This is a genomic window from Psychrobacter piechaudii, assembly GCF_900162825.1.
Taxonomy (GTDB): domain Bacteria; phylum Pseudomonadota; class Gammaproteobacteria; order Pseudomonadales; family Moraxellaceae; genus Psychrobacter; species Psychrobacter piechaudii.
The window spans coordinates 1-24321 of the sequence record NZ_FUGE01000119.1 but is presented as its reverse complement, the minus strand read 5'-3'; the positions used below and the strand labels follow the sequence as shown (position 1 = coordinate 24321).

Genomic DNA, 24321 nt, shown 5'->3' with positions numbered 1-24321 from the left:
ATTTGTCTCCTAGTCCACGACCTTTGAGACTTTGAGCATTTTTGTCGTGTACAGAGGTAAGTAATAAAGATAAGCAAAAAAATTAGATAATAAAAAAGTGGGTGGTGTTATAAGAACGCCACCCACTTTTTTAGCTATTATTTTATTACTATCAGTTAAACACAACGGTCTTATTACCGGCCACAATAACCCGGTTTTGTACATGCCAGTTGACAGCGCGTGCCAAGACATTGCGTTCAACATCACGGCCAATAGCGCGTAACTCAGTTACTCCTTGGCGGTGAGTTACACGGTGCACATCTTGTTCAATAATAGGACCTTGGTCTAAGTCAGCAGTCACGTAGTGAGCCGTAGCACCGATTAGCTTAACGCCTTTATCAAACGCCTGACGGTAGGGGTCAGCACCAACGAATGCAGGCAAGAATGAATGGTGGATATTAATAATTTTCATTGGCCAACGGCTGACAAAGTCTTCTGATAAGATTTGCATATAACGAGCCAATACTAAAAGATCATTGCCGGCCATAATTTGATGGATTTTTTCCTCAGCTTCTGCCTTAGTGTCTTTAGTAACAGGAACATGATGAAAAGGAATGCCAAAGTTTTCGACCTCTTGGCGTAGATCATTATGGTTACTAACTACACAGGTAATATCACAGTCTAATAGACCACGTTGATGACGCCATAACAAATCGAGTAAAGCATGATCAAATTTAGACACCAAAATACCCACTTTGGTTTTAATCGCATTGTTATGTAGACGCCATTCCATTTCATAACGCTTAGCAACTGTGTGCTCAAAGCTGGCTTCAAAGTTATCAATAATTTCACTAAGACCTGCCAATGCAAACTCCAAACGCATGAAGTATTGCCCCCCTTCATGGGCGGTTGAATATTGGTCTAAGGTAATAATATTCGCACCATAGCGATGAATAAACTCAGAAACGGCTTGGACGATACCGGCTTGGTCTTTACATTTAATTAATAAGGTAGCGGTATCAATGGCAGGGTCAGTAACTGGGGTTTTAGTATCTTTTGACATAAAAACTCACTAAATAATAAGATGAAAAAAAGCAGGCAAGACAGTCATTGACTGCCAGCCTGTTCTAAAAAGTAAGTACAAAAATATAGAGCATATTAAAAATATTCGCTGTTGGAGCCTATTATAGCAGTTACTGACAGGGGTAAAGTTGACAATAAATCAACTCATTAATAGGTTTGTTTAACCCTATATAATCAAATAACCCACTCGCATTGAGTGGGTTATTTATTTATGCATTCGAAGCTATCGAAGGGAGCTACCTGTTATTTAAGTGCTTCGCAAGCAATACCATCATTATCCCGATCAAGCCCTTTATACCCAGGTTTCTTTGCATCAAAATAAGCCTGAGCTTCTTTTTGAGACTTAAAATCAGAGCATTTAACTTTGGCGGCATGGGCAGGTAGGCTGGCTGATACTAGCATTAGGCAAAAGGCTGTAAGCAAAGTTTTATTCATACGACTCACCCTATAACTAATAATTAAATAATCGAAATAAAATATATTAGAATATATATTAATTATATCAATATTATATAATAAAGCCATACCCAGAGAGGGGAATAAGTGAGAGCTACTCATCTCGACAACATATTGCTGTATATTAATCTTATGCTTGAGCTTGTTATATTGTGATAACTTAATATTAAAATAAGAAAGTTTTAATAGTAATAGTTGTTTAGGGGAGTGAGGGGTGGGAATATGACTTTTATTTTTAATGTTTACCTTATCTTATTTTTGATAATGCCTTTTGTGTTGGTATTTTGGTTAATACGTCCTGCTTACTTTCCTTTTGTGGCCGATATCAATAACCCTCCAAGTAGGCTAAAGATATTGGGTTTATCTTCTTTAGTTTTTATGGTTTCTACGATCATTATTGGTGCTTTTCTTCCTGAAGAAAGCACTCCAGATGACTCTGTAGCAGGATTACTTGCTGGGCTAATTTTATCTATTACGATTATTTACTTCTCTATTAAGCAAGGTAAGTCTGCCCCAAAGATAGAAAATAATCAGATTAAAACTCTAACAGCAAAGCCTGTGTTTAATATGGATTTACAGCAGCTAAAGCCACCAAGTTTAAAGCTAGATCTAGATAAAACGCCTGACAAAGAGACTGAGGTTAATAAAAAGCGTTCTTTCTTTGAGCAAAGAAGAGTCAGGTCAGAGACTTATAAACAACTAATGCTAATGGCGAGTGATGTAGAAATAAGTCAAGAGGAAGAACAAAGAATTAAAGAGCTGTTGATGGAGGCAGAGCTTACTGATAAACAGCAGTTACAAGGTTTTATTAAAGCTTATAAGAAGGCTTATGAGCATGTTGTGTCTGATGAGATTGTGACTCAACAAGAGTATGAAGCGTTACAGCGCATACAAAAGTTATTTAATATTCCGTCTGACAAAATTTCAGCAGAATTAGAGGTGCTAGATAAGCACAGAGTATTAAGGCAAATACAGAGCGGGATTTTGCCGACTTGTCACACCAATATCATTTTAAAAAAAGGCGAGGTGGCTCATTTTAGTTATTTTGCAGATCTAATTGAAGAAAGAGCTGTGAGAGGGCGTTACCAAGGGGGTTCGGCTGGGGTGAGTTTTAGGGTAGCCAAGGGAGTCAGTTTTAGGGTAGGCCAGTCTCGCGGTACTTATAAGTCAGATCGAGAGCCTGTTGCTGTCAGCTCAGGAAAGCTTATAGTGACTAATAAGCGTATTATTTTTGATGGCGATAAAAAAGGATTTAATATAACTATTGGACAGCTATTATCTTATGAAGTGTTCGATAACAGTATTTTGGTGAAGCCGACACGGGGTAATCCAAGGTTAGTTCAATTTAGGGACACAAGTTATGATCCTGATATTTTGGATATAGGGATAAATAGTATTGTTTATAATTAAAGGTGTTGGTATCGTCTTTTTCAATACCAACAGCTATACCAACAAATATACCGTAATTTAACAAAATGACTCTTACCTTGTTGATTAATGCAGAGTTGATAAGACAATCAAGCTGACTAATAAATGAGTCAAATCAATTAGTTAAGCCCATAAAAAAAGACCTGCCATATTTAATATGGCAGGTCTTTTAAATGTTTGGTCGGAACGGCAGGATTTGAACCTGCGACCCCTACACCCCCAGTGTAGTGCGCTACCAGACTGCGCTACGCCCCGATGGACAAACTATTTTACTCATTATTAATATTAATGCAAGTGGTTAATCGCCATTTTATCCCAAAATCTCTTTCAAGATTTGGTTTACTTGCTGCGGGTTGGCTTTACCACGGCTGGCTTTCATCACTTGACCCACCAGACCATTAAAGGCTTTTTCTTTACCGCCTTTATATTCATCAACCATGGCTTGGTTATTGGCGATAACTTCTTCCACCATGGCTTTAATAGCGCCCGTATCCGTTTCTTGCTTCAGACCTTTGGCCTCGATGATTTTGTCTGCTGCGTCTGCATCATCGCCACCTTCACCGTCATATAAGGCAGTAAATACTTGTTTTGCTAACTTACCTGATAGAGTATTGTCATTTAAGCGCTTTAACAAGCCCGCCAATTGTACTTCACTGATAGGGGAGTCGGTGATGGTTTTGTCTTCTTTATTTAACGCACCAAGTAAATCACCCATAATCCAGTTGGCAGTTAATTTAGCGTGCTGCTTACCAACTGCTTCAAGAACGGTTTCAAAGTAGTCGGCCAACTCACGGCTACCGGTTAAGACACGGGCATCATATTCTGATAAACCAAGTTCAGTACCGAAGCGTTCACGGCGTACTACAGGTAACTCTGGTATGCTGGCACGAATAGCATCAACAGTCTCTTGCTCTAGGCGCACTGGCAATAGATCTGGATCGGGGAAGTAGCGGTAATCATCCGCATCTTCTTTGGTGCGCATGATACGAGTTTCATCCGCTTCTGGATCATAAAGCATAGTAGCTTGAACCACTTTACCACCGTCTTCGATGATGTCGATTTGACGCTCGATTTCACGGTTGATCGCGTTTTCGATATTGCGGAAAGAGTTTAGGTTTTTAAGCTCAGTACGAGTACCAAACTCTTCGCCTGGCTGACGTACAGAGACGTTACAGTCACAGCGGAATGAGCCTTCTGCCATGATGGCATCAGAGATGTCTAACCAAGTAACCAGCTGGTGAATGGCTTTGATATAAGCCACCGCTTCTTTTGAGGAGCGCATGTCCGGTTCAGACACAATCTCAATTAGTGGTGTGCCCGCACGGTTTAAGTCAATCCCAGTCATGCCAGGTACTGCATCGTGCACTGATTTACCAGCGTCTTCTTCTAAGTGACCACGGGTAATACCAATGCGTTTGCCATATTCATTTTTCTCACCTTCGTTAACGATGACATCGATATAGCCTTTGCCAACGATGGGGTTTTCCATCTGGGTAATTTGATAGCCCTTGGGTAAATCAGGGTAGAAGTAGTTTTTACGATCGAAGGTATTTAGCATACCCAGCTCTGCATTCACCCCGATACCGAACTTTAACGCACGCTCAATCAAGCCTGCGTTTAATACAGGAAGCACCCCAGGTAAGCCTAAGTCAACGATACTAGCTTGAGTGTTTGGCTCATTACCAAATTTGGTTGATGAGCTTGAGAAGATTTTACTTTTGGTATTTAGTTGGCAGTGGATTTCAATACCAATGACCACTTCATAGCCGTCAATCAATAACTCTTTGCGAACGGGCTGGTGGGTGGTGTTACTTTCAGTGATAGCAGTCATTAGATGCTCTCCTGTGCAGTAGCAGATAGCTTAGTGTGATAGTCGGTGTGTTGCTGGAAGATATGAGCGGTCGATAGTAACTTGCTGTCATCCCAGTGATTGCCAATTAATTGTAGACCCACAGGCAGACCTGATTCGGTGAAGCCGGCAGGCATACTAATGGCCGGTAGACCCGCTAGGTTGACCCCGATGGTGTAGACGTCACCTAAATACATGGTCACTGGATCCAAAGCAGTATCGAGCTTATAGGCCGCGGTAGGGGCGGTTGGACTTGCAATCACATCACACTTATCAAAAGCTTTTTTGAAATCTTCTAAGATTAAGCGGCGTACTTTTTGAGCCTTAGTGTAGTAAGCATCATAGTAGCCGGCAGATAGCGCATAAGTGCCCATCAAGATACGGCGCTGTACTTCATCACCAAATCCTTCAGAACGTGAACGGGTGTATAAATCTGCTAAGTCTTTAGGCTCTTCACAGCGATAGCCAAAACGTACCCCGTCAAAGCGAGATAAGTTTGAGGAAGCCTCTGCAGGGGCTAGCATATAATAAGTTGCTAGAGTGATAGCAGGGTCGGTAATGTTAACCTCAACAATAGTCGCACCTAACTCCTCATACTGTTTAAGCGCATTGCGAACATTGCTATCTACTTCAGCATCTAAGCCTTGACCAAAATATTCTTTTGCCACCCCAATGCGTAGACCAGCAAAAGGTTTGTCAGCATCAGCGTTTTTAACAGCGCTGTGCATATCGGCAATGTAGTCTGGGACTTCGCGTTTGATAGAGGTCGCATCACGAGGGTCGTGACCAGTCATAGGTTGTAGCAAGTAAGCGCAGTCTTCTGCCGAGCGCCCAAAAGTACCGGCCTGATCTAAACTTGAGGCATAAGCAATCATACCGAAGCGAGATACGCTGCCGTAAGTAGGCTTCATTCCCGTTAAGCCACAGAAGGAGGCAGGCTGGCGAATTGAGCCCCCAGTGTCACTACCTGTAGCAAATGGGACAAAACCGGCCGCCACAGCTGCCGCAGACCCGCCAGATGAGCCACCAGGAACCCGACTGATATCCCATGGGTTGTGCACAGCGCCATAGTAAGAGCTTTCGTTGTCTGAGCCCATAGCGAACTCATCCATGTTCAGCTTCCCTAAGCACACAGCACCAGCGTCACGGATATTTGAGACGATAGTGGCATCATACGGCGACACAAAGTTGTGTAGCATTTTTGAGCCAGAAGTGGTGAGTAAGCCCTTGGTACAAAATAGGTCTTTATGAGCCATAGGTAGGCCCAGTAGAGCTGAAGTGTCGCCTGCACTGCGTTTTTCATCCGCAGCTTGGGCCGCTTGGCGCGCGCCTTCTTCATCAACAGTAATAAAACTGTTGATTTTCTCATCGAGCTTATTGATACGTTTTAGAAAATGATCGGTCAGTTCCACACTGCTAAACTGCTGGTTTTTTAGACCATCAGCAAGCTGAGCAACAGATAAGTGATGTAGGTCAGACATATTGGGTGTCCATTGTTATTAAAGATAAGGGTTATTAAAGATAAAAGTTATTAAAAGCAAGAGGATTATTTAAAAATAAAAAATAAGGGTGAAAAAGTTTTTTTGGCTGCTATCCTGGGCTACGACTTTATAAGTATTTTTATAAATTTACGCTTTCAGTCGCTATTTATTTTTCGTCCTACCTGGTTTCAAGTCAGGTTGGTTTTCTTTAATTTTTAACAAAGAAGATAGTTTTTAATGAAGCCAAAGAAACGGCGACGCAATAGATAGAGGTTATTCAATAACTTGCGGTACCAGATATAAGCCTTGTTCGACTGCTGGAGCCACAGATTGATTCAACTCACGGTCAATATCAGCATTGGGAATATCCGCACGTAATTCTTGAGCGGCTTCGTGCACATTAGATAGGGGCGCTACATTATCAGTATCTACGCTTGAAAGGGTTTGCATCATGTCTAAGATTTTAGCGATGTCCTCAGCGAAGGTTTGTGCCGCCTCTTCATCTACCGCAAGGCGAGAAAGCTTGGCTACTTCCAAAATATCAGTGGTACAGATTTGATTGTCGCGGTTAGGCGTCTGCGAATTTGATGTGCTATCGGTGGTCATGAGACAAAGCATCCTTTTTAAAATCGGTTAATAGAAAAATGAGTAAAGACAGTAAATAAAAAAGTCAGCAAAAATTAAGATAATAGAAGTTTATCAAACTGTTTTTAGGGTATCGGGCTATTATAATGCAACTGACACTTATTTTCAGTGGTTACCTTGATATGCGATCGGTTGTTAAGATTATAAATATTGGTCTCATTAATTTATTCAAATAAGTCACAATAACAGCAAAGTCCTATCAATAGAGCGTGTTATTGAGTAAATAATGTGTTTGACATGAGATGTTGCAATTTAATACGGCAGAGTTATATGAAAAATATGATATTTACATGATTTATCTATAATTAACCGCTATAATTTGCACCACCTGAATATTTGAATAAATTTTCAAGGTTTATTCTTGTCGTCATACTTTACTTTGGTTAAAGTGTGTCATTTCTATTCGACAAAATCTTAAAATATTTTTTAAAATATTAGACTCTTTTTTGAGAGCCAGTCTCTGCTTATTAAATGCATGAGATGACGACGCTACTCTTTAACTCGCAATACGCTGGAACACGATACATGAACCCGTTTGGATTTCTATCTAACAACATCGCCATTGACCTTGGTACTGCCAATACATTGATTTATGCGCCTGGAAAGGGTGTGGTTCTCGATGAGCCTACTGTTGTAGCTCTGCGTAGTAACCGTACTCAGAACCCAACGGTGGCTGCTGTCGGCATTGATGCAAAGCAAATGCTAGGTCGTACTCCCGATAATATTACCGCAATTCGTCCTTTAAAAGATGGGGTTATTGCAGATTTTGAGGTGACTCAAAAAATGCTGAAACACTTTATTAGCAAAGTGAAAGCCAGACGCTTCTTGGCCCAGCCAAACGTTGTGGTTTGCGTGCCCTGCAAATCTACTTTAGTTGAGCGTCGCGCTATTCGTGAAGCGGTATCCTCAGCGGGAGCCAATAAAGTTTTCTTATTGGAAGAGCCTATGGCTGCTGCTATTGGGGCAGATTTACCAGTCCATGAAGCCAGCGGGTCAATGGTGGTGGATATTGGCGGTGGTACCACAGAGATTGCGGTTATTTCATTATCAGGTTGTGTCTATGCAGACTCAATCCGTATTGGTGGTGATATCTTTGATGAAGCAATCATCACTCATGTGCGCCGTAACCATGGCTGCGTGATTGGGGAAACCACCGCTGAGCGTATTAAGCAAAGCGTAGGGTCTGCTATCGATGAAGACGCCAAGCTTGAAGTTGAAGTTCGTGGTCGTAGCATGGCAGAAGGGGTGCCAAAAACCCTAACCGTTACTTCTGAAGAAATCCAAAAAGCTTTAAGTGACTCTTTAACCGGTATCGTTAGTGCGGTTAAAACGGCTCTTGAGCAAACGCCTCCTGAATTATCATCAGATATCGCCGAGCGTGGTATTGTATTGACTGGTGGCGGGGCATTGCTACGTAATTTTGATAAATTATTGTCAAAAGAGACGGGACTACCAGTTACTGTAGCTGAAGATCCGCTAACCTGCGTCAGTCGTGGTGGTGGTGCTGCTTTAGACTTTATCCATAACAAAAGTTTAAATATGATTTTTGTATAATCTATAAGTTTGTAAGTTCACTATGCCAACGACCCTATTTGCTCAGTACAATCTTACCTTAAGAAAAACAGCGGCCGTATTATTGGTCGCTATAGTTTTGATGTTGCTGGACAGTAAAAATCCTGACTGGTTTAATCCTATACGGGATACCAGCCATTCAGCGATGCAGCCTATTTATCAAATATCGGTACTGCCAACCTTTGTTAGTCACTGGGCAGATGGGACGTTGATGAGCAAAGAGGCGTTACGACGCGAAAATGTACAGTTGCATGCGCAGTTATTGCATGCGCAAGCTAAGCTGCAACAGCAAGATTATGTATTGGCTCAAAACGCACGTTTGCAAGGGATCTTATCTACTACCAAGCCAGATCAGTATGAATTAAATTTGGCCCAAGTAATTGGTACCGATACCAACCCCTTAAAGCAAATTGTGGTCTTGAATAAAGGCAGTAAAGATGGGGTGCAAGTCGGACAAACTGCCATTGATGAAAATGGTATCTTAGGGCAAATCATTAATGTCTATCCTAACACCAGTCGTTTGTTGTTGATTACTGATGAGCTGCAATCTGTCTCAGTTACTGTCAGAAGAACAGGGCAGCGTGCTATCGTTACCGGTGAAGGAACGCCAAGCACTCTGAAGCTTGATTATATATTCAAAACTTCAGACATTCGCGTTGGCGATGAACTAATCTCCTCTGGCTTAGGGGGCCGCTTTCCAGCCGGCTACCGTGTGGGCCGTGTGGAGTATATTAGTCCTGAACAAAATGAAAATTTCATGAATATTGATGTGACCCCAGCAGCAGATTTTGTAAACAGCTCCTATGTGTTAATTATGCAGGACAGTGAGTATGCGCCAAACTTTAGAGATGATAGGTTTGCAGGCTCTTTAGAGCTTACTCAGATTCCCTATGTTCCCCCTAGTCGTTCTGTTGAGTCTAAGTGAGCGGCACAGTGATGTTGCTGAGTCTGTTGTTAAAGCACAATTTAGAGCGCCAAGTAGTATGGCCCCGATTGTCAGAGGGGGATAACAGGATTACCGGTTACTTTTCTACCCCCAGTTATCCCATAACCTCAATAATCCTGATGATCCTCATAACCCGGATGACCCTCATAAATAGTCATTGCCTAAGCTTATCTATTGAGGCTTCTTAAAAGGCGCTGCTGCTATTATGATGAAAACTCCTTTAAGTCCTCTCCAGTCTGTAATAGTGGTTATTGCAAGTTTTGTAGTAGCTTCTGTTATTAATATCTATCCCATGAGCTTAGAAGCTTCTTTGCTGCGTCCTATGGCACTTATTATGGTGCTTATTTTTTGGTTAATATATAAGCCAAACTATGTGGGAGTAGTGACCGCCTTTGCCATTGGTATCATCTCAGATTTATTATTGGACACGCGCTTGGGTCAACAAGCCTTTGCGGCTGTAGTCATGGCCTTCTCTGTTAGGTTTATGGGGCAGTATATTAAGCAGTTGAATTTGTCTATTGCTTGGGCAGTGGCTACGGTCGCCTTGATAGTTTTTCAGCTGACTTTATGGTTGGTACAATATCTCACCCAGAACATATTTTTTACCAGTGCCTTGTTTAGCTTAATAGTCAGTATTATTACTTGGCCGCTAGTCTATATGTCCTTGAATCATTTTATAAAGAAATACTAAAGCCACGCCAGCTATCTTTGTCTACACAGCCTAGCCTATATTTTAATAAAACCTCCTTCACCTCTGATACTTTGAGCATATAATGAAAATTATTCTGGCCTCTACCTCTCCGCGTCGTCAACAATTATTGGCCTTGGCAGACATTGATTTTATTATCCAGTCGGTTGAAGTCGATGAAAGTGTGCTGCCTAACGAGACCCCGCAGGATTATATTGTACGAATGGTGCAAGCCAAAGCCACGGCAGCAGGACAGAACCTAACGGGCTGCTATGAGGCAGGCGAAAATCATTATTTAGTCATCACCTCGGATACTATTGGGGTGCTTGCTGATGGTTTGTCTATTTTGGTAAAGCCAACGGATAAGGCGGATGCCTTTACTATGTGGCAAAAGATGTCTAATACATAGCATGCGGTTTGGACGGCTGTACAGCTAACCGTTTTCGATAACCAAGCCAATCGTCTTTATAGCAAAAATATTTTAGAGAAGACTGAGGTTACTTTCATTGAATTAGACGAGCCTACCATGGAAGCCTATTGGGCCAGCGGTGAGCCTGCTGATAAAGCGGGCGGCTATGCTATTCAAGGTAAAGGCGCAGCTTGGGTAGAGCGTATAAACGGCAGCTACACCAATGTCGTTGGCCTTCCTTTGTCACAGACTTTGGCGGCGATCAAAAATATTGAGAAGCGGCTAGCTAGCCGAGAGTAGACTGGATAACAATTTTTCAGAGTCAGTGGTACACTGGGGCTTATAAGAAGATATTTTCGTAATTTATTTTAAAGGCAAAGTGACTCTAAAATTAAAGCTGCTATAAAAGAAAAAATATCTCGCTATAATTACTTGTCTTTACTAAAACATATTTAATCAATAATAAGATAAAAGGTCTGCTATGTCAGAAGAGCTACTCATTAATGTTAGCCCAATGGAATCTCGAGTTGCTGTTTTAGATAATGGTGTCGTCAGTGAGGTTTATATTGAGCGGCATAATAAGCTTGGCTTGGTGGGCAATATTTACTTAGGTACTGTGGTACGCGTTCTACCCGGCATGCAAGCGGCATTTGTGGAGATAGGGCAGTCTCGTACCGCCTTTTTACATGTCAATGATATGCGCCGTTTACCTCGGCCAACGGTAGTGGAAGATAAAACTTCGGCACCGCCGCGTCCCCCTAGTCGACAAGAGCCTACGGTTTTAACCAGCATACCGGTGGACCGCTCTGAGCATATTGCCGAAAACACCTCTAAGGCCGACAGTGATATCTCATCTTTGGAGACTGGATTGAGCAGTGCCTCAATAGTAGAGGGGGAGCCTGATAGTCTTCGAGAAAAGCAATCCGTCTTAGCGGATGAAGCATCGAATTTTCAAAGTGACTTGCACGACCCCTCTTTATTAGATAATGATTTGCCAGATAAGGTAGGGAATGCGATTACTCAAGTAGAAAAGTCGCCTACGGTGGTTAAAGAGCGCCAAGTGATTGAGCCACCCCGTCATGAATTAATCCAGTACCGCCTTCACGAAGGCCAAAAAATATTGGTCCAAGTGACCAAAGATCAGCTAGGTACTAAGGGCGCGCGGTTAACCACAAATATCTCATTGCCGTCTCGTTATTTGGTTTATTTGCCTTCTAGTGAGCATATTGGTATCTCTCAGCGTATTGATAATGAAGAGGAGCGCCACCGCTTAAAGACTGAGTTAGCCCAGTTGATGCAAACCGTGAATTTGACGGGAGGCTTAATTGCTCGTACTGCAGCAGAACGTGTGCCTGTGGCTAAACTCGAAGAGGATATTTATTACTTAGTACAACTGTGGCGAACCATTCAAGCGCGTAAAGACGCCTCTGCAGGCAGTGGTCAGGCAGCGGTGCTCATTTATCAAGAGTTATCTCTACCACTGCGCTCGATTCGAGACTTGGTGCACCCTGATACCGAAAAGGTCATCGTTGATCACGAAGGCATGTACAACGAGGTGCGTCAGTTTGCTAAAGAGTTTGTACCGTTCATTTATCCGCGTATTCTGCCGTATATGGGAGAGCAGCCTTTATTCGATGTGCATCGGGTAGAGGAGGACTTAAGAGATGCGCTGAAACGCCGGGTAGATTTAAAGTCAGGCGGTTACTTGATTATTGATCAAACTGAAGCGATGACCACCATCGATGTCAATACTGGCTCCTTTGTCGGCGGTCGCTCGCTTGAGGACACCGTCTATAAAACCAACTTAGAAGCCACTCATGCCATCGCTAGACAGCTTAGATTGCGTAATCTGGGGGGCATCATCATTCTTGATTTTATCGATATGCTAGAGCAAGAGCATAAAGATGATGTCCTAGAAAGCTTACAGCATCAGCTAGCTCAAGACTATGCTAAGACCAAAATCACTCAGGTTAGCGAGCTTGGCTTGGTGGAAATGACTCGAAAACGCACTCGAGAATCGTTAGAGCAGCAGCTTTGTGAGCCCTGTAAGACGTGTGAGGGTAAGGGCTTTATCAAAACCGCTGAGACCGTCTGCTTTGAGATTTTCCGCGAGATAATGCGCTGTGCCCGTACTTATAACTCACCGAAGAAATTTACGGTAGTGGCTCATGCGTCAGTAATTGATTTGTTGTTGTCTTCTGAAGCAGATACCGTGGCTGACTTAGAGTATTTGCTGGGTAGAGTGATTACTTTTGAAGTGGAAAATCTATATACCCAAGAGCAATATGATATCGTTTTAGATTGATAATTTAGGCGAAATAGGCAGGGTAGGGGTAACTGTTATTAAAATGTAAAATCGACAGATTACCCCCTGTTTACGGCCATTAAAAGTCACAAATACCCTTGCAATCGATTGTCAACTGTGTATAATACAACCCACTGAATTTATATGAGCGTTTCAAGTAAGTGTGATCAAATACGGCAGCGTATTAGACTGTAAACACTTGTAAAGCTTGACGTTAATACAGCTGAAGCATCGTTTTCGGCACTAATTTCATTCTTCTTTGCTACCTTCCTATATGGAAATGGTGGGCAAGGATTAAACTTATTTTGTTTTTTGAATTGTTGGATGTGATTAACCTCACGATTTAACCAAAAAATGAATCATTTATATAACGGCTATTTATCATTCAAGACCTACCATTAGGGTAGCAATGATGATAAAACCACTTATTAGGAGCTTGCTGGCATGGCTAACCAGAGAATCCGTATCCGACTAAAATCTTTTGATCATAGATTGATCGATCAGTCGGCACAAGAGATTGTCGATACCGCAAAGCGCACTGGTGCGCAAGTTTGTGGTCCTGTACCGTTGCCTACTCGCATCGAGCGTTTCAACGTCCTAACCTCGCCACACGTCAACAAAGACGCGCGAGATCAGTACGAGATTCGTACTCATAAGCGTATGCTTGACATCGTGCAACCAACTGACAAAACAGTTGATGCATTGATGAAATTGGACTTGGCTGCTGGTGTAGACGTTCAAATCGCATTGGGTTAATCAAAAGCGCGTATATTTAAGCGTAATGATTAATAAAACGCGACTTTTAGATATTACCCCAAACTATTAATTGAAGATATAAAGAGGTTTAACATGGCGATCGGTTTAGTCGGTAAGAAATGCGGCATGACCCGTGTCTTCACTGAAACAGGCGCTTCTATCCCTGTAACGGTTGTTGAGGTCGATGCAAACCGCATTACTCAAATTAAAACCAATGACACTGACGGCTATCAAGCCATCCAAGTAACCACTGGTGAGCGTCGTGACAGCCGCGTAACTGCAGCACAAAAAGGTCACTTTGCTAAAGCTGGCGTTAAAGCTGGCCGTGGTACATGGGAATTCCGTGTTACAGAAGAAGAACTTGAAGGACGTGAAGCGGGTAGCGAAATTGCTGCTGACCTATTTGAAGCAGGGCAACTTGTGGATGTTACAGGTCAAAGTAAAGGTAAAGGCTTCCAAGGTGGCGTAAAACGTCATAACTTTAGTATGCAAGATGCTACTCACGGTAACTCAGTATCGCACCGCGTATTGGGTTCTACAGGTCAGAACCAAAGCCCAGGTAAAGTTTTCAAAGGTAAGAAAATGCCAGGGCAAATGGGTAACAAACGTGTTACCGTTCAAGGACTTGAAATCGTGTCAGTAGACGCTGAAAAAGGTCTTCTAGTCATTAAAGGTGCCATTCCAGGTGCCAATGGTGGCGATGTCATCGTACGTCCGTCAATCAAAGCCTAAGCAAGGGGATTAACGTGAATTTAAAAACTGTTACAGGCGCAGCGGTTGAGCTGTCTGACACGGCATTTGGTCGTGAATTCAACGAAGCCCTCGTTCACCAAGTCGTCACTGCTTATTTAGCAGGCGCACGTCAAGGTACCCGCGCACAAAAGACTCGTGCTGAAGTTTCTGGCGGTGGTAAAAAACCATGGCGTCAAAAAGGTACTGGACGTGCTCGTGCAGGCTCAATTCGTAGCCCTATCTGGCGCAGTGGTGGTCGAGCATTCGCTGCTAAACCACAAGACTGGTCACAGAAAGTGAACCGTAAAATGTACCGTGGTGCGATGCAGTGTATCTTAGCCGAACTAGTTCGCCAAGATCGTCTAATTTTAGTTGAAGACATTACTGTTTCAGCTCCAAAGACAAAAGAACTAATTAGTAAATTGGAAGAACTTAATGCACCACGTGCATTAATCGTGACCAATGAAGTTGATGAGAATCTATACTTAGCTGCCCGCAACATTCCACATGTGAATGTACTTGGTACTAACGAAGTGGATCCTGTTAGCTTGATTGCGTTTGATAAAGTCATCATGTCTGTTGACGCAGCGAAACAATTTGAGGAAGCACTAGCATGAATAACGCAAGACTTTATCAGGTCTTAAAAGGGCCTGTGTTCTCAGAGAAATCTCAGCTGTTAGGTGACTCGCTAGGTGTGCAGGTTTTCAAAGTTGATAACAATGCCACTAAGCGTGAAATCAAAAAAGCAGTCGAGTTAATGTTTGAAGGTGTGGAAGTTACTAAGGTAAACACCTTAAATGTTAAAGGTAAGACAAAGCGCTTTGGTCGCACTGTAGGTCGTCGTAATGACTATAAAAAAGCCTATGTGACTTTAAAAGCTGGTCAAGATGTACAAATGGCTGATGCTGGTGAAGAGATTGCAGACAATGCAGCTTCTACTAGCGAAACAGCGAACAACGAATAAGGATACAAATCATGCCTATCGTAAAAGCAAAGCCAACATCACCAGGTCGCCGTTTTGTTGAAAAAGTGGTGCATCCACACCTTTACAAAGGTCGTCCGCATGCCCCACTTGTTGAAGCACAAGGTAGATCAGGTGGTCGTAATAATAATGGTCGCATTACGTCACGTCATATTGGTGGTGGACATAAGCAACACTATCGTATTATCGACTTCAAGCGTACGAAAGACAATATTCCAGCAACGGTAGAGCGTATTGAATACGATCCAAACCGTACTGCTCATATTGCTTTACTTAAGTACTCTGATGGTGAGCGTCGTTATATCATCGCTCCTAAGAAACTTAAAGTTGGCGATACTGTAATGTCAGGTGAGTCATCACCAATTCGTCCAGGTAACTGCTTACCACTTAAAAATATTCCTGTAGGTACTACTATTAGTAATATTGAACTAAAAATCGGTAAAGGCGCGCAATTAGCTCGTTCAGCTGGTGCTTCAGTTCAGCTACTAGGTAAAGATGGTATTTATGCAATTATCCGTTTACGCTCTGGCGAAACTCGCCGTGTACACGTAAATTGCCGTGCAGTTATTGGTGAAAACTCTAACTCTGAAAATAACCTAAAATCACTTGGTAAAGCAGGTGCAGCACGTTGGCGTGGCGTTCGTCCACAGACACGTGGTACTGCGATGAACCCGATTGATCACCCACACGGTGGTGGTGAAGGTCGCACAATGGGTAAACATCCAACTACGCCATGGGGTCAGAAGACCAAAGGTCTTAAAACGCGTCACAATAAGCGTACTGACAGTATGATCATCCGTCGCCGTCGCGCCAAGAAGAAATAAAGGAAAATTTCATGCCTCGTTCATTGAAAAAAGGTCCATTCATTGATGCGCATCTGTTTGCCAAAGTAGAAAAAGCTGTTGAGTCTAACTCACGCAAGCCAATCAAAACTTGGTCACGTCGCTCGATGATTCTGCCACAAATGGTTGGTCTAACAATTTCTGTTCATAATGGCCGTACACACGTACCGGTTATCATTAGTGAGCAAATGGTTGGCCATAAACTAGGTGAATTTGCCCCGACTCGCACATATCGCGGTCATGGCTTTGACAAGAAAGCAAAAAAATAAGGTGCTCACTATGGAAGTAACTGCAAAATTACGCGGTGCCGCCATTTCGGCACAGAAAGTTCGACTTGTCGCAGATGAAGTTCGTGGTAAGTCTATTGAGCGTGCTTTGGATATCCTTGCGTTCAGCAATAAAAAAGGCGCAGTATTCGTTAAGAAATGTCTTGAGTCTGCTATCGCTAATGCTGAACACAACCACGGTTTAGATATCGATACGCTTAAAGTATCAACTATCTATGTGGATGAAGGCATCACGCTAAAGCGTATCCTACCACGTGCAAAGGGTCGTGCTGATCGTATCAGTAAACGTACCTGTCACATCACTGTTAAGGTAGGAGAATAATTCATGGGACAAAAAGTACATCCAATCGGAATTCGTCTTGGTGTTGTAAAAAAACACAACGCTAACTGGTATGCAGACCCAAAACAATATTCTGAATACCTACTTAACGATCTACAAGTACGTGACTATCTTCGTAAGAAGTTAGACAATGCTATGGTTAGCCATATTATGATTGAGCGTCCTACTGGCGCTGCTAAAATCACAATTTCAACGGCTCGCCCAGGTATCGTTATTGGTAAGAAAGGCGAAGATATTGAGAAGTTACAAAAAGAATTAACCAAAATGATGGGCGTACCAGCTCAGGTTAATATCGAAGAAATCACTTCTCCAGATTTAGATGCTCGTCTAGTTGCTGAAGGTATCGCTAGCCAACTAGAACGTCGTGTTATGTTCCGTCGTGCTATGAAGCGCGCCGTACAAAACAGCATGCGTTCTGGCGCTCAAGGTATTAAAGTTGAACTGTCTGGTCGTTTAGGTGGTGCTGAGATCGCTCGTACTGAGTGGTATCGTGAAGGTCGTGTACCTTTACACACTCTACGTGCCGATATCGATTATGCATCAGTTCGTGCAGAGACTACTTACGGAACCATCGGTGTTAAAGTATGGATTTTCCGTGGTGAAATTCTAGATGGTATGGATAGCGTTTATAATCCTCCTAAAGAAGATAAGACTCGTGCGCCAAAACGCCGCGGCCGTGGAAACCGTCGCAATTCAGACAGAGCAAACACAGATAGAGGTTAAGCTATGTTACAACCAAAACGTACCAAATTTCGTAAAATGCATAAAGGGCGTAACACGGGTTTAGCACATCGTGGTAGCACTGTTGCATTTGGTCAGTTTGGCTTAAAATCAGTTGGCCGTGGTCGTATGACTGCTCGTCAAATTGAAGCCGCACGTCGTACTATTACTCGTAAGGTTAAGCGTGGTGGTAAAATCTGGATTCGTGTATTCCCAGACAAACCAATTACCAACAAACCATTAGAAGTTCGTATGGGTAAAGGTAAAGGTCCTGTAGAGTACTGGGTATGCGAAATCAAACCAGGTAAAATGCTATATGAGATCGAAGGGGTTTCAGAAGAATTAGCTCGCGAAGCGTTCACGCTAGCAGCAGCTAAGCTTCCCTTCAAAACTACCATTGTTAAGCGGACGATAATGTAATGAAGATCAGTGAATTACGAGACAAATCAGTAGAAGAGCTGACTGGATTACTAGATGAGAAGCAACTTGATGCTTTCCGTCTTCGTATGGCGAAAGCCACCGGTCAACTAGGTAGCACACACGAAGTCAAAGCAAATCGCCGTGCGATTGCTCAAATTAAGACTTTGATTAATGAGAAACAAAGAGGCGCCTAATGAGTAACGATATTCAACAAACCGAAGGTGTAGGTATTGTTACTGGTAAGGTTGTCAGTAACAAGATGGATAAGTCAATTACAGTGCTAATCGAGCGTAAAGTTCGTCACCCACTATATGGCAAACAGATCCGTCGTTCTACAAAAATTAAAGCCCACGACGAAAACAATGTCTGTAAAGAAGGTGACGTGGTTCGTATCATTGAAACACGCCCAATCTCTAAGACTAAGTCTTGGAAACTAGTTGACGTTGTGGAAACAGCGGAAAAAATATAAGCAAATTGCAATTGGCATTAATTACTGGTAAAATACGTCCCCTTTATGGCGACATACCAGATTAGTGAATACTTCATGTAATTTTTATAATTGCATGAAGTAAATTCACCAGTATTGTTATTGCCTATTGTATATTATTGGAGTAACGCGATGATTCAGACTGAAACAATTCTGGAAGTTGCAGATAATAGTGGTGCACGACGTGTACAGTGTATTAAGGTACTAGGCGGTTCACATCGTCGTTATGCCTCTGTAGGCGACATCATTAAAGTATCTGTTAAAGAAGCAATTCCACGTGGTCGTGTTAAGAAAGGCGATGTAATGAATGCTGTGGTTGTACGTACCAAAAAAGGTGTACGTCGTCCAGATGGTTCAGTACTACGTTTTGATGACAACGCTGCTGTATTGCTTAACCAGAATAAAGCCCCGATTGCCACTCGTATCTTTGGGCCGGTAACTCGTGAACTACGTGGTGATCAATTTATGAAGATTGTATCACTAGCACCAGAAGTACTGTAGAGGTAACCCATGGCTAAATTACGTAAAGGCGACAGTGTTATTGTTATTGCTGGTAAAGATAAAGGCAAACAAGGCACTGTGCTAGCGGTAAAAAATGACCGTATCAAAGTGGAAGGTATTAACATCGTCACCAAACACCAAAAGCCAAATGCGGCAACTGGTGCTGAAGGTGGTATCGTTAAGCAAGAAGCATTTTTACATATTTCTAACGTCGCAATTTTTAATGCGCAAACCCAAAAAGCTGATCGTATTACTTATCAGTTTGACGAAGACGGCAAAAAACAACGCGTCTATCGTTCAAACGGTGAAGTAGTGGCGACTGCGTAAAACACTAAGGGTGTAATAGCAATGGCTAGATTAAAATCACTATACAATGACCAGTACAAGCAACAGATCAAAGAAGAACTAGGCTTGGAAAACGTCATGCAAGTACCAAAGATCACCAAAATTACTCTTAACATGGGTGTTGGCGGTGCTTCACAAGACAAGAAGCTTTTAGAAGGTGCCGTAGCGGACATGACTGCAATTGCAGGTCAGAAGCCGGTAATCACTAAAGCTCGTAAATCTGTCGCTGGCTTTAAAATTCGTGAAGAATGGCCAATTGGCTGTAAAGTGACACTTCGTGGCGAGCAAATGTATGAGTTTTTAGATCGTCTCATTGCTATTGCTATCCCACGTATCCGTGACTTCCGTGGCTTTTCACCAAAAGCTTTCGATGGTCGTGGTAACTACTCGTTAGGTATTAAAGAGCAAATCGTTTTCCCAGAAGTTGATTATGATAAAATTGATCGCCTTCGTGGGCTTGATATCACTATCACGACATCTGCTCAGGATGACGAGCAGGGTCGCGCACTGCTTAAAGCATTCGGCTTCCCATTCAAATAGGAATAAAGCATTATGGCAAAAAAGAGCATGATTAATCGCGAATTAAAACGCGAGAAAATGGTTGCTAAGTATGCTGAGAAGCGTGCAAATCTTAAAGCAATCATTAGTGACATGAACGCAAGTGATGAAGAAAGAATGGACGCCATTCTTGAGCTTCAATCACTGCCACGTAACTCGTCTCCAGTTAGACTACGTAACCGTTGTGGTGTAACTGGCCGTCCTCATGGTTACTTCCGTAAGTTTGGTTTATCACGTAACATTTTACGCGAACGCGTAATGCAAGGTGATGTTCCAGGCGTTCGTAAAGCTAGTTGGTAAGGGAGTAATACTATGAGTATGCAAGATACAGTTGCTGATATGCTAACCCGTATCCGTAACGCACAAATGGCACGTAAGGTTTCTGTTGCTATGCCAAGCTCAAAGCTACGTAAGTCAATTGCTGACTTATTAGTAGAAGAAGGTTACATCGCATCTGCTGAAGTAACTGACGAAGGCAATGGTAAAGCAACTTTAAAAATCGAATTAAAATACTTCGAAGGCAAGCCTGTTATTGAAGTAATTAAACGCTACAGCCGTCCAGGTTTACGTCAATACCGCGGTAAAGACGCAATCCCATCGGTACAGCAAGGTTTAGGTGTTGCGATTGTTTCAACCAGCCAAGGTATTATGAGCGATCGTGCTGCTCGTGCCGCTGGAATCGGTGGTGAAATCATCGCATTTGTTGCTTAAATCATATTTTGTATTATTTAACTTTTTTAAATTCTATTAATAGGGTATAATGGGCGCCTTTATTTAGGCCCCTAGTTACTCAAAATAGTTTAAAGCTTAAGTAATATAGAGCTGATTATTTAAATTAACAGGCCTAGTGCCTGTTAATTTTTTCATAATCATTCGTTATTTATCTGTTATTAAGGAATACTCCTATGTCTCGTGTGGCTAAAGCCCCAGTAGCACTGCCTAAGGGTGTAAGTGTTACTTTGAACGGTCAGCAGGTTGAAGTTAAAGGCAGTAAAGGTACTATGTCTTTACACCTGCATGATTTGGTCGAGCTAAAACAAGAAGATGATCAACTGATCTTATCACCTGTTTCTGACTCTAAAGAAGGTTGGATGCACACTGGTACTATGCGTTCATTAGTGAACAACCTAGTAGTAGGTGTTTCTGAAGGTTTTGAAAGAAAACTTCAGTTGATTGGTGTTGGTTACCGCGCTCAAGTAGCAGGTAACAAAGTAACTTTAAACGTTGGTTACTCTCACCCAATCGAATATACACTTCCAGAAGGTGTAACCGCTGAAACCCCAAGCCAAACTGAAATCGTTTTAAAATCAAACGATAAGCAGGCATTAGGTCAAGCTGCTGCGAAAATCCGTGGTTATCGTCCGCCTGAGCCATATAAAGGTAAAGGTATCCGTTATAGTGACGAGCATGTGGTTCGTAAAGAAGCTAAGAAAAAATAAGGTGAAATGACATGTTTGATAAAAGAGCTGCTCGCTTACGTCGAGCTAAGAAAACACGTGCCCACATCCGTCATCTAGGTGTGCATCGTTTAGTTGTTAACCGTACCCCACGCCATATTTATGCTCAGATCATTTCTCCAACTGGCGGAGAAGTATTGGCACAAGCATCTACGCTTGATAGCACTTTACGCTCTGGCGCTACTGGTAACGTTGAAGCAGCTACTGCTGTTGGTAAACTTATCGCTGAACGTGGAAAATCTGCTGGTATCACTAAAGTTGCTTTTGACCGTAGTGGTTTCAAATACCACGGCCGTGTTAAAGCATTAGCTGACGCCGCTCGTGAAAATGGATTGGAGTTTTAATCATGGCTAAAGTAGAGCAAAATGACGGTTTAGTAGAAAAATTAGTTTCTGTTGATCGTGTATCTAAAGTTGTAAAAGGTGGTCGTATTTTCTCATTCACAGCATTAACTGTTGTTGGTGATGGTAACGGCCGTGTAGGTTTTGGACGTGGTAAAGCTCGCGAAGTTCCAGCTGCTATCCAAAAAGCACTTGAAGCTGCTAAGCGCAACATGATCACTGTTGATCTTGACGGCGTTACTTTACAGCATCCAATTGTTGCCCGTCATGGTGCAAGTAAAGTATACATGCAGCCAGCTAACGAAGGTACTGGTGTAATTGCCGGTGGTGCAGTTCGTGCCGTACTAGAATCAGCTGGTGTAGAAGACGTATTAACTAAATGTTACGGTTCAACAAACCCAACAAACGTAGTACGTGCAACATTCAATGGTTTACGTGATATGTCGTCTCCTGAAAAGGCGGCTGCAAAACGTGGTAAATCTGTAGACGAAATCTTGGGCTAACCATTATTTAGATATTAAAGTAGGTGAGTTACGATGAAAAAAATGAAAGTTACTCAAATTAAATCTGGTGCCCATCGCCTCAAGAGCCATAAAGCTTGTCTTATGGGCCTTGGTTTACGCCGTATTGGACATACAGTTGAAGTTGAAGACACGCCTTCAACCCGTGGAATGGTGAATCGCATCAATTACATGGTTAAAGTGGAGGAAGCGTAATGGGACTTAAATTAAACGAATTATCGCCAGCCGTAGGCGCCAAAAAAACCGCACTTCGTAAAGGTCGTGGTATTGGTTCTGGCCTAGGTAAAACTGGTGGCCGTGGTGTTAAAGGTCAGAAGTCACGTTCAGGCTCAAGCATCAGTGCTGGTTTTGAAGGCGGTCAAATGCCTTTATACCGCCGTGTACCTAAGTTTGGCTTTACCAGCCAAATGGGTCTAACTACTGCAGAAGTACGTCTTTCTGAACTTAACAAGATTGATGGCGATGTAGTAAGTATTGAAACTTTAAAAGAAGCAAATATTATCCGTCGTGATATGAAACGTGCGCGTATCATTTTATCTGGCGAGATCACTAAAGCTTATACATTTAAAGGTGTTAAAGTGACCAAAGGTGCTAAAGCTGCTATTGAAGCTGCTGGTGGCACAGTTGAGGAAACTCAGGAGTAATTTAAATGGCGAAGCAATCTGTGCCTACCTCTGCAATTCCGATGAATCCGCTTGTCTTTATTCGTAAGTATGATGAGCTATGGAGTCGCTTGTTGTTTTTGATGGGGGCGCTGGTTGTTTACCGTTTAGGTTCACATATTCCAGTTCCTGGTATTAATCCAGTTAGCCTAGCAGATCTATTCTCTCGTAACGAAAACACCATCTTAAGCATGTTCAACATGTTCTCAGGGGGTGCGTTAGAGAGAATGTCTATTATGGCTTTAGGAATCATGCCATATATCTCAGCTTCTATTATCGTACAGATGATGTCGGCCGTATTGCCTTCATTAGAAGCTTTGAAGAAAGAAGGAGAGTCTGGTCGTCGTAAATTGAATAAATATACGCGGCAGGGGACTCTCTTTTTGGCATCTATCCAAGCCATTTTTATGTGCACTGGATTAATCAGTCAAAACCTGACATTGTCTTCAGGATTAACATTTTATATACCTGCTGTAAGCTCCCTTGTAGCAGGCGCCATGTTCTTGATGTGGCTTGGTGAGCAAATTACAGAACGCGGTGTGGGCAATGGTATTTCAATGCTTATTTTTGCGAGCATTGTGGCCAGTGTACCTAGTATGTTAGGTCAGTCCTTTGAGATGGTGAAAAACGATCCTCAAAGTCTGATTGTACTGTTGGTATTTGCGGTATTAGGTATTGCAGTGACAGCAGGCATTGTGTTTATTGAAAGAGCACAGCGTCGTATTCCTGTAAACTATGCCCAAAAGCAGCAACTGGGTCGTAAAATTTATGCAAATCAACAATCTCACTTGCCTTTGAAGATTAATATGGCCGGGGTTATCCCAGCTATTTTCGCCAGTGCTTTGTTGATGTTTCCAGCAAGTCTAGGACAATGGGTGGGTAACTCTGCCGATCCTAGTGCGTGGCAGCAATTTTTACAAACCCTATCATTGGTTCTGGCACCAGGTCAGCCATTATATTTGGTTTTATTTGGTGCAATGATCATTTTCTTCTGTTATTTCTATACGGCGCTAGTGTTTAGCCCAAGAGAAGTGGCAGAGAACTTGAAGCGTAGTGGGGCTTATATTCCAGGAATTAGACCTGGTTTACAAACTCAGCGTTATTTAGATCACGTGTTAAACCGTCTTACCTTTATTGGGGCGATTTATATGACCGCGATCTGTTTAATGCCGATGCTACTACAGTCTTCATTTGGCATACCATTCCACCTAGGTGGTACATCACTTTTAATTATGGTAGTCGTGGTTATGGATTTCATTTCCCAGCTACAGGCTCACTTAATGACACATCAGTATCATGATCAGACTCTAATCAGATAGTTTTAACCTATATTTAAAGCTTTTGAATAGATCTGTTCAATAGGAGAAAATTATGAAAGTTCAAGCATCTGTTAAGAAAATTTGTGGTAGCTGTAAAGTAGTTCGCCGTAAAGGTAAAGTACACGTTATCTGTAAAGCAGAGCCACGTCATAAACAGCGTCAAGGTTAATTGTTAAGATTTGTATTTTAAAGTAATTTATAATACAGATA

General features: G+C 42.3%; 32 protein-coding genes, 1 tRNA gene and 2 pseudogenes. 29 read left to right on the top strand and 6 right to left on the bottom strand.

The window, feature by feature from the left end; translation table 11 throughout:
* Positions 1 to 151: 151 nt before the first annotated feature.
* On the bottom strand, positions 152 to 1042 hold the full coding sequence (purU, locus tag A1019T_RS06230; RefSeq protein WP_077450887.1) for a formyltetrahydrofolate deformylase: 891 nt from the start codon (positions 1040 to 1042) through the stop codon (positions 152 to 154).
* A 263-nt stretch (positions 1043 to 1305) separates the two neighbouring features.
* Positions 1306 to 1620, bottom strand: coding sequence for an excalibur calcium-binding domain-containing protein (locus A1019T_RS14005; RefSeq protein ID WP_425271936.1), 315 nt, complete (start codon positions 1618 to 1620; stop codon positions 1306 to 1308).
* 120 nt (positions 1621 to 1740) lie between these two features.
* Here A1019T_RS14005 and A1019T_RS06220 point away from each other — a divergent pair, with 120 nt between their 5' ends.
* On the top strand, positions 1741 to 2928 hold the full coding sequence (locus A1019T_RS06220; protein ID WP_077450886.1) for a hypothetical protein: 1188 nt from the start codon (positions 1741 to 1743) through the stop codon (positions 2926 to 2928).
* 196 nt (positions 2929 to 3124) lie between these two features.
* Here A1019T_RS06220 and A1019T_RS06215 read toward each other — a convergent pair.
* The 4 genes from A1019T_RS06215 to gatC form a co-directional block, all read right to left on the bottom strand.
* Positions 3125 to 3201: transfer RNA gene (locus A1019T_RS06215), tRNA-Pro, on the bottom strand.
* A gap of 55 nt (positions 3202 to 3256) precedes the next feature.
* Positions 3257 to 4777 carry an Asp-tRNA(Asn)/Glu-tRNA(Gln) amidotransferase subunit GatB gene (gene gatB / locus A1019T_RS06210; protein WP_077450885.1) on the bottom strand — a complete coding sequence of 507 codons (1521 nt, stop codon included), beginning with the start codon at positions 4775 to 4777 and terminating at the stop codon, positions 3257 to 3259.
* Positions 4777 to 6276: an Asp-tRNA(Asn)/Glu-tRNA(Gln) amidotransferase subunit GatA gene (gene gatA, locus A1019T_RS06205; RefSeq protein WP_077450884.1), complete on the bottom strand. Its 1500-nt coding sequence runs from the start codon at positions 6274 to 6276 to the stop codon at positions 4777 to 4779. The genes gatB and gatA overlap by 1 nt, the downstream gene beginning before the upstream one ends.
* Before the next feature lie 273 nt (positions 6277 to 6549).
* Positions 6550 to 6882 carry an Asp-tRNA(Asn)/Glu-tRNA(Gln) amidotransferase subunit GatC gene (gatC, locus tag A1019T_RS06200; RefSeq protein ID WP_167366843.1) on the bottom strand — a complete coding sequence of 111 codons (333 nt, stop codon included), beginning with the start codon at positions 6880 to 6882 and terminating at the stop codon, positions 6550 to 6552.
* 564 nt (positions 6883 to 7446) lie between these two features.
* Between gatC and A1019T_RS06195 the strand changes: the two genes are divergently transcribed.
* From A1019T_RS06195 to rpmJ, 28 genes and pseudogenes are all read left to right on the top strand, one after another.
* Positions 7447 to 8475 carry a rod shape-determining protein gene (locus A1019T_RS06195; RefSeq protein ID WP_077450882.1) on the top strand — a complete coding sequence of 343 codons (1029 nt, stop codon included), beginning with the start codon at positions 7447 to 7449 and terminating at the stop codon, positions 8473 to 8475.
* 22 nt (positions 8476 to 8497) lie between these two features.
* Positions 8498 to 9418: a rod shape-determining protein MreC gene (gene mreC / locus A1019T_RS06190; RefSeq protein ID WP_077450881.1), complete on the top strand. Its 921-nt coding sequence runs from the start codon at positions 8498 to 8500 to the stop codon at positions 9416 to 9418.
* 226 nt (positions 9419 to 9644) lie between these two features.
* Positions 9645 to 10130 (top strand): rod shape-determining protein MreD, encoded by a 486-nt coding sequence (gene mreD / locus A1019T_RS06185; RefSeq protein WP_077450880.1) that lies wholly within the window; start codon positions 9645 to 9647, stop codon positions 10128 to 10130.
* Between the two features lie 82 nt (positions 10131 to 10212).
* Positions 10213 to 10836 (top strand): annotated as a pseudogene (locus A1019T_RS06180) (Maf family protein).
* Positions 10837 to 11017: 181 nt separating this feature from the next.
* Entirely contained in the window at positions 11018 to 12841 is a 1824-nt protein-coding gene (locus A1019T_RS06175) for an Rne/Rng family ribonuclease (RefSeq protein ID WP_077450879.1), read from the top strand.
* 444 nt (positions 12842 to 13285) lie between these two features.
* On the top strand, positions 13286 to 13597 hold the full coding sequence (gene rpsJ / locus A1019T_RS06170; RefSeq protein ID WP_007394248.1) for a 30S ribosomal protein S10: 312 nt from the start codon (positions 13286 to 13288) through the stop codon (positions 13595 to 13597).
* Between the two features lie 93 nt (positions 13598 to 13690).
* On the top strand, positions 13691 to 14329 hold the full coding sequence (gene rplC, locus A1019T_RS06165; RefSeq protein ID WP_007394247.1) for a 50S ribosomal protein L3: 639 nt from the start codon (positions 13691 to 13693) through the stop codon (positions 14327 to 14329).
* A 14-nt stretch (positions 14330 to 14343) separates the two neighbouring features.
* Complete coding sequence (gene rplD, locus A1019T_RS06160) at positions 14344 to 14946, top strand: 50S ribosomal protein L4 (protein WP_028858248.1); 603 nt, start codon at positions 14344 to 14346, stop codon at positions 14944 to 14946.
* Entirely contained in the window at positions 14943 to 15293 is a 351-nt protein-coding gene (gene rplW, locus A1019T_RS06155; RefSeq protein ID WP_011959715.1) for a 50S ribosomal protein L23, read from the top strand. The genes rplD and rplW overlap by 4 nt, the downstream gene beginning before the upstream one ends.
* A gap of 11 nt (positions 15294 to 15304) precedes the next feature.
* On the top strand, positions 15305 to 16135 hold the full coding sequence (rplB, locus tag A1019T_RS06150; RefSeq protein WP_077450878.1) for a 50S ribosomal protein L2: 831 nt from the start codon (positions 15305 to 15307) through the stop codon (positions 16133 to 16135).
* A gap of 11 nt (positions 16136 to 16146) precedes the next feature.
* Positions 16147 to 16422: a 30S ribosomal protein S19 gene (rpsS, locus tag A1019T_RS06145; protein ID WP_007394243.1), complete on the top strand. Its 276-nt coding sequence runs from the start codon at positions 16147 to 16149 to the stop codon at positions 16420 to 16422.
* A 10-nt stretch (positions 16423 to 16432) separates the two neighbouring features.
* Positions 16433 to 16762: a 50S ribosomal protein L22 gene (gene rplV, locus A1019T_RS06140; RefSeq protein WP_011959717.1), complete on the top strand. Its 330-nt coding sequence runs from the start codon at positions 16433 to 16435 to the stop codon at positions 16760 to 16762.
* A gap of 3 nt (positions 16763 to 16765) precedes the next feature.
* Positions 16766 to 17567 (top strand): annotated as a pseudogene (gene rpsC, locus A1019T_RS06135) (30S ribosomal protein S3).
* The gene (gene rplP, locus A1019T_RS06130) at positions 17507 to 17920 is read left to right on the top strand and encodes a 50S ribosomal protein L16 (RefSeq protein ID WP_011959719.1); all 414 of its coding nucleotides are present in this window, start codon (positions 17507 to 17509) and stop codon (positions 17918 to 17920) included. The pseudogene rpsC and the gene rplP overlap by 61 nt, the downstream one beginning before the upstream one ends.
* Positions 17920 to 18114 (top strand): 50S ribosomal protein L29, encoded by a 195-nt coding sequence (gene rpmC, locus A1019T_RS06125; protein ID WP_028858245.1) that lies wholly within the window; start codon positions 17920 to 17922, stop codon positions 18112 to 18114. The genes rplP and rpmC overlap by 1 nt, the downstream gene beginning before the upstream one ends.
* A complete protein-coding gene (rpsQ, locus tag A1019T_RS06120; protein ID WP_037031557.1) occupies positions 18114 to 18389 on the top strand; it encodes a 30S ribosomal protein S17 in 276 nt (91 codons plus the stop codon). Before rpmC ends, rpsQ begins: the two co-directional genes overlap by 1 nt.
* 150 nt (positions 18390 to 18539) lie before the next feature.
* On the top strand, positions 18540 to 18908 hold the full coding sequence (rplN, locus tag A1019T_RS06115) for a 50S ribosomal protein L14 (protein WP_007394238.1): 369 nt from the start codon (positions 18540 to 18542) through the stop codon (positions 18906 to 18908).
* Positions 18909 to 18917: 9 nt separating this feature from the next.
* On the top strand, positions 18918 to 19235 hold the full coding sequence (gene rplX / locus A1019T_RS06110; protein WP_077450877.1) for a 50S ribosomal protein L24: 318 nt from the start codon (positions 18918 to 18920) through the stop codon (positions 19233 to 19235).
* A gap of 21 nt (positions 19236 to 19256) precedes the next feature.
* Positions 19257 to 19793, top strand: a complete 537-nt coding sequence (gene rplE, locus A1019T_RS06105; protein WP_019671645.1) for a 50S ribosomal protein L5 — start codon at positions 19257 to 19259, stop codon at positions 19791 to 19793.
* 12 nt (positions 19794 to 19805) lie between these two features.
* Complete coding sequence (rpsN, locus tag A1019T_RS06100) at positions 19806 to 20111, top strand: 30S ribosomal protein S14 (RefSeq protein WP_007394235.1); 306 nt, start codon at positions 19806 to 19808, stop codon at positions 20109 to 20111.
* 12 nt (positions 20112 to 20123) lie between these two features.
* Positions 20124 to 20522 (top strand): 30S ribosomal protein S8, encoded by a 399-nt coding sequence (rpsH, locus tag A1019T_RS06095; protein ID WP_077450876.1) that lies wholly within the window; start codon positions 20124 to 20126, stop codon positions 20520 to 20522.
* Between the two features lie 194 nt (positions 20523 to 20716).
* Positions 20717 to 21250 (top strand): 50S ribosomal protein L6, encoded by a 534-nt coding sequence (gene rplF, locus A1019T_RS06090; RefSeq protein ID WP_077450875.1) that lies wholly within the window; start codon positions 20717 to 20719, stop codon positions 21248 to 21250.
* Positions 21251 to 21261: 11 nt separating this feature from the next.
* The gene (gene rplR / locus A1019T_RS06085; protein WP_028858239.1) at positions 21262 to 21612 is read left to right on the top strand and encodes a 50S ribosomal protein L18; all 351 of its coding nucleotides are present in this window, start codon (positions 21262 to 21264) and stop codon (positions 21610 to 21612) included.
* A gap of 2 nt (positions 21613 to 21614) precedes the next feature.
* Positions 21615 to 22112, top strand: coding sequence for a 30S ribosomal protein S5 (gene rpsE, locus A1019T_RS06080; protein WP_019671650.1), 498 nt, complete (start codon positions 21615 to 21617; stop codon positions 22110 to 22112).
* 33 nt (positions 22113 to 22145) lie between these two features.
* Positions 22146 to 22325 carry a 50S ribosomal protein L30 gene (gene rpmD, locus A1019T_RS06075; protein WP_007394230.1) on the top strand — a complete coding sequence of 60 codons (180 nt, stop codon included), beginning with the start codon at positions 22146 to 22148 and terminating at the stop codon, positions 22323 to 22325.
* Positions 22325 to 22774: a 50S ribosomal protein L15 gene (gene rplO, locus A1019T_RS06070; RefSeq protein WP_077450874.1), complete on the top strand. Its 450-nt coding sequence runs from the start codon at positions 22325 to 22327 to the stop codon at positions 22772 to 22774. Before rpmD ends, rplO begins: the two co-directional genes overlap by 1 nt.
* Positions 22775 to 22779: 5 nt before the next feature.
* Positions 22780 to 24111 (top strand): preprotein translocase subunit SecY, encoded by a 1332-nt coding sequence (gene secY / locus A1019T_RS06065; RefSeq protein WP_077450873.1) that lies wholly within the window; start codon positions 22780 to 22782, stop codon positions 24109 to 24111.
* 52 nt (positions 24112 to 24163) lie between these two features.
* Positions 24164 to 24280, top strand: a complete 117-nt coding sequence (rpmJ, locus tag A1019T_RS06060) for a 50S ribosomal protein L36 (protein WP_007394227.1) — start codon at positions 24164 to 24166, stop codon at positions 24278 to 24280.
* Positions 24281 to 24321 lie beyond the last annotated feature (41 nt).

Excerpts from the sequence above, each read along its gene's own strand:
- purU (WP_077450887.1), bottom strand. The coding sequence starts at position 1,042 with ATGTCAAAAGATACTAAAACCCCAGTTACTGACCCTGCCATTGATACC.
- A1019T_RS14005 (WP_425271936.1), bottom strand. The coding sequence starts at position 1,620 with ATGAGTAGCTCTCACTTATTCCCCTCTCTGGGTATGGCTTTATTATAT.
- A1019T_RS06220 (WP_077450886.1), top strand. The coding sequence starts at position 1,741 with ATGACTTTTATTTTTAATGTTTACCTTATCTTATTTTTGATAATGCCT.
- gatB (WP_077450885.1), bottom strand. The coding sequence starts at position 4,777 with ATGACTGCTATCACTGAAAGTAACACCACCCACCAGCCCGTTCGCAAA.
- gatA (WP_077450884.1), bottom strand. The coding sequence starts at position 6,276 with ATGTCTGACCTACATCACTTATCTGTTGCTCAGCTTGCTGATGGTCTA.
- gatC (WP_167366843.1), bottom strand. The coding sequence starts at position 6,882 with ATGACCACCGATAGCACATCAAATTCGCAGACGCCTAACCGCGACAAT.
- A1019T_RS06195 (WP_077450882.1), top strand. The coding sequence starts at position 7,447 with ATGAACCCGTTTGGATTTCTATCTAACAACATCGCCATTGACCTTGGT.
- mreC (WP_077450881.1), top strand. The coding sequence starts at position 8,498 with ATGCCAACGACCCTATTTGCTCAGTACAATCTTACCTTAAGAAAAACA.
- mreD (WP_077450880.1), top strand. The coding sequence starts at position 9,645 with ATGATGAAAACTCCTTTAAGTCCTCTCCAGTCTGTAATAGTGGTTATT.
- A1019T_RS06175 (WP_077450879.1), top strand. The coding sequence starts at position 11,018 with ATGTCAGAAGAGCTACTCATTAATGTTAGCCCAATGGAATCTCGAGTT.
- rpsJ (WP_007394248.1), top strand. The coding sequence starts at position 13,286 with ATGGCTAACCAGAGAATCCGTATCCGACTAAAATCTTTTGATCATAGA.
- rplC (WP_007394247.1), top strand. The coding sequence starts at position 13,691 with ATGGCGATCGGTTTAGTCGGTAAGAAATGCGGCATGACCCGTGTCTTC.
- rplW (WP_011959715.1), top strand. The coding sequence starts at position 14,943 with ATGAATAACGCAAGACTTTATCAGGTCTTAAAAGGGCCTGTGTTCTCA.
- rplB (WP_077450878.1), top strand. The coding sequence starts at position 15,305 with ATGCCTATCGTAAAAGCAAAGCCAACATCACCAGGTCGCCGTTTTGTT.
- rpsS (WP_007394243.1), top strand. The coding sequence starts at position 16,147 with ATGCCTCGTTCATTGAAAAAAGGTCCATTCATTGATGCGCATCTGTTT.
- rplV (WP_011959717.1), top strand. The coding sequence starts at position 16,433 with ATGGAAGTAACTGCAAAATTACGCGGTGCCGCCATTTCGGCACAGAAA.
- rplP (WP_011959719.1), top strand. The coding sequence starts at position 17,507 with ATGTTACAACCAAAACGTACCAAATTTCGTAAAATGCATAAAGGGCGT.
- rpmC (WP_028858245.1), top strand. The coding sequence starts at position 17,920 with ATGAAGATCAGTGAATTACGAGACAAATCAGTAGAAGAGCTGACTGGA.
- rpsQ (WP_037031557.1), top strand. The coding sequence starts at position 18,114 with ATGAGTAACGATATTCAACAAACCGAAGGTGTAGGTATTGTTACTGGT.
- rplN (WP_007394238.1), top strand. The coding sequence starts at position 18,540 with ATGATTCAGACTGAAACAATTCTGGAAGTTGCAGATAATAGTGGTGCA.
- rplX (WP_077450877.1), top strand. The coding sequence starts at position 18,918 with ATGGCTAAATTACGTAAAGGCGACAGTGTTATTGTTATTGCTGGTAAA.
- rplE (WP_019671645.1), top strand. The coding sequence starts at position 19,257 with ATGGCTAGATTAAAATCACTATACAATGACCAGTACAAGCAACAGATC.
- rpsN (WP_007394235.1), top strand. The coding sequence starts at position 19,806 with ATGGCAAAAAAGAGCATGATTAATCGCGAATTAAAACGCGAGAAAATG.
- rpsH (WP_077450876.1), top strand. The coding sequence starts at position 20,124 with ATGAGTATGCAAGATACAGTTGCTGATATGCTAACCCGTATCCGTAAC.
- rplF (WP_077450875.1), top strand. The coding sequence starts at position 20,717 with ATGTCTCGTGTGGCTAAAGCCCCAGTAGCACTGCCTAAGGGTGTAAGT.
- rplR (WP_028858239.1), top strand. The coding sequence starts at position 21,262 with ATGTTTGATAAAAGAGCTGCTCGCTTACGTCGAGCTAAGAAAACACGT.
- rpsE (WP_019671650.1), top strand. The coding sequence starts at position 21,615 with ATGGCTAAAGTAGAGCAAAATGACGGTTTAGTAGAAAAATTAGTTTCT.
- rpmD (WP_007394230.1), top strand. The coding sequence starts at position 22,146 with ATGAAAAAAATGAAAGTTACTCAAATTAAATCTGGTGCCCATCGCCTC.
- rplO (WP_077450874.1), top strand. The coding sequence starts at position 22,325 with ATGGGACTTAAATTAAACGAATTATCGCCAGCCGTAGGCGCCAAAAAA.
- secY (WP_077450873.1), top strand. The coding sequence starts at position 22,780 with ATGGCGAAGCAATCTGTGCCTACCTCTGCAATTCCGATGAATCCGCTT.
- rpmJ (WP_007394227.1), top strand. The coding sequence starts at position 24,164 with ATGAAAGTTCAAGCATCTGTTAAGAAAATTTGTGGTAGCTGTAAAGTA.